This is a genomic window from Trinickia sp., from assembly GCF_051961175.1.
Classification (GTDB): Bacteria; Pseudomonadota; Gammaproteobacteria; order Burkholderiales; family Burkholderiaceae; genus Trinickia.
Map to the genome: position 1 here is coordinate 1 of NZ_JBQCDN010000133.1, position 2,130 is coordinate 2,130.

Sequence of the window (2,130 nt, forward strand, 5' to 3'; positions counted from 1 at the left end):
CGGGAGGTACTCGAGACTGTGGATGGCGGGGAAGGTGAAGCGCTTGAACTTGCCCTCTGACCTTTTGCCGAGCAGTCCGCTCGTTCTTGATGCGAGCGTCATCTTCAACATCCTGGCGACGGGATTCGCCGCCGATATCGTCGATGCTATCGGGCTACCCTGCCTTGTCGAAGTACGGACAAGGCGCGAAGTGAAGCGACACCCTCGTCCAGATGCCGCTAATGGTGACCCTCTCGAACCGCTGATTATTTGTGGCGCATTGCAAATTGCGACCATGTCGTCTACCGCATATCGCTTCTATCTGGGCTTGGTCTCGGGCGATTCTGCGGCTGCGCTTGGCGACGGGGAGAGCGCCGCAATCGCGCTGGCCGCTGATGTAAATCACGCGGTTGCCCTCGACGACGGCAAGGCGCGCGCTATCCGAAGCCGCCAGGCACCCCACGTCGCAACCGTGTCGTCACTCGCGCTTATCGTTGGCGCAGCGCAGGCGAGTCGATGGACCGAAGAAAAATTGCGGCTGGCCATATTGGACGCAAGGAAGTACGCGCGCCTGGGGATTGTTGTCGGCGAGCGAGCGCTTTTTAACGACGTCTCCGATGCATTGGGGATTTTAGACACTGCGTCAACTCAAAGATAGCGGTAGACGTTTATGCAGGGTGCAGCGGGTGTTGGCACCCTTATGGCTCGAGCCGGCCACCGTCGCGCCGGCTGCCGCACTCGAAACAATTGACTCGTGTCAAGCGCATTTGAAATCTGAGCCACTTCGCGCGTGAGCGCGCAAGGTAAAAGTGAGCCAGCGGTTAATTCTTCGATGCCGGGACGTGGCCGGCTTTCCGTTGCTGTTTAAGTCGGTAGCTATCTCCCTTGATTTGGATGATGTGGGCGTGATGCAGGATACGGTCAAGCATGGCTGCGGTTAGCGTTGCGTTGCCGCCGAAGGTTTCGTCCCATTGGGTGAACGGCAGGTTGCTCGTCAGAATCATCGAACCGCGCTCGTATCGCTTGGCTACGATCTGGAAGAAGTGGCTGGCCTGGTCTCCCGAGAGGGGCAAGTATCCGATCTCGTCGACGATCAGCAGTCTTGGTCCGAGAACGTTGTGCCGAAGCACGGCGTCATAGCGCTCTTGGCGGCGAGCCGCCTCGAGCTGCAACATCAGATCGGCTGCCGTGACGAACTTCGTCTTGATGCCCGCTTGCGTTGCGGCATATCCGATTGCGATCGCCAAGTGCGTCTTGCCGACACCGGACGGCCCGAGCAGTACGGCGTTCTCGCCGCGCTCGATAAAGCGCAGTGTGGCTAACTCGTCGATGGCCTTGCGTGGCGCGCCGACGGCGAAACCGTAGTCGTAATCGTCGAGCGTCTTGATCGCCGGGAATCCCGCCATGCGCACGAGCGTCTGCCGTGATCGAAGCTGCCGCATCTCGCGCTCATGCGCTAGTGCCTGCTCAAGGAAATCGAGGAAACTCCACTGCTTGGCCGCCGCATCGCTGGCCAGTGCGACATAGCGCTGCATAAGCCCTTCAAGCTTCAGGCTCTGGCAGTGACCGTCGATACGCTCTTGCTGCAGATTCATGCCCGCACCTCCGTCAGCAGTTGCTGATAGACCGACAAGGGATGCTGCAGCGGTAACGATGAGGGCGTCGTCGTCCTTGCGGCCGGCGTTGCCTCCGATCGTCGCATTGCAAACGCGGGCAGCATGCGAAGCATGTCTCGTTCGCGTTCTTCGAACAATTTTGCGGGTGGTGCTCCTGTAACGGGGTGTACCCGCTGGTTGGCAACGTCGCGCAACCACCTGCCGACCTCGGCGTTGGCTGTGTCGACGTCGAGCAGCATGCCGGACTGCTTGAGCCAGCTGGACAACGGCACGTAGAAGTTGCCGCGCAGATAACGATGGAAGCGCTCGATCTTGCCCTTCGTGCGAGCACGGTACGGTTGGCAGAGCCTGGGCATAAAGCCGTAGCGCTTCGCTAGGTCGAGTAACCCCGGATGCCACCGATGCTCACCTTTGCCGTAAGCATCGCGCTCGAGCACGATCGTCCTGGCGTTGTCGTACAGAATCTCGCGCGGCACCCCGCCGAGCGTTTCGAATAACGCGTGGTGGCAAGCGATCAGCGTTTCTGCCTTCTCGT

2 protein-coding genes and 1 pseudogene are annotated in these 2,130 nt (G+C 60.1%); 1 reads left to right on the plus strand and 2 read right to left on the minus strand.

Annotation, left to right across the window (positions count from 1 at the left end):
- Window positions 1-637, plus strand: a 637-nt coding sequence (locus tag ACTHL0_RS07395; RefSeq protein ID WP_440566033.1) for a hypothetical protein, incomplete at its 5' end; no start/stop codon positions are given.
- Window positions 638-800: 163 nt separating this feature from the next.
- Here the strand turns inward: ACTHL0_RS07395 and istB are convergent.
- Together istB and ACTHL0_RS07405 are read right to left on the minus strand one after the other, a co-directional pair.
- Window positions 801-1,574 carry an IS21-like element helper ATPase IstB gene (istB, locus tag ACTHL0_RS07400; RefSeq protein ID WP_440566035.1) on the minus strand — a complete coding sequence of 258 codons (774 nt, stop codon included), beginning with the start codon at window positions 1,572-1,574 and terminating at the stop codon, window positions 801-803.
- Window positions 1,571-2,130: pseudogene (locus tag ACTHL0_RS07405) on the minus strand (IS21 family transposase); the annotation flags it as partial. The pseudogene ACTHL0_RS07405 and the gene istB, both read right to left, overlap by 4 nt.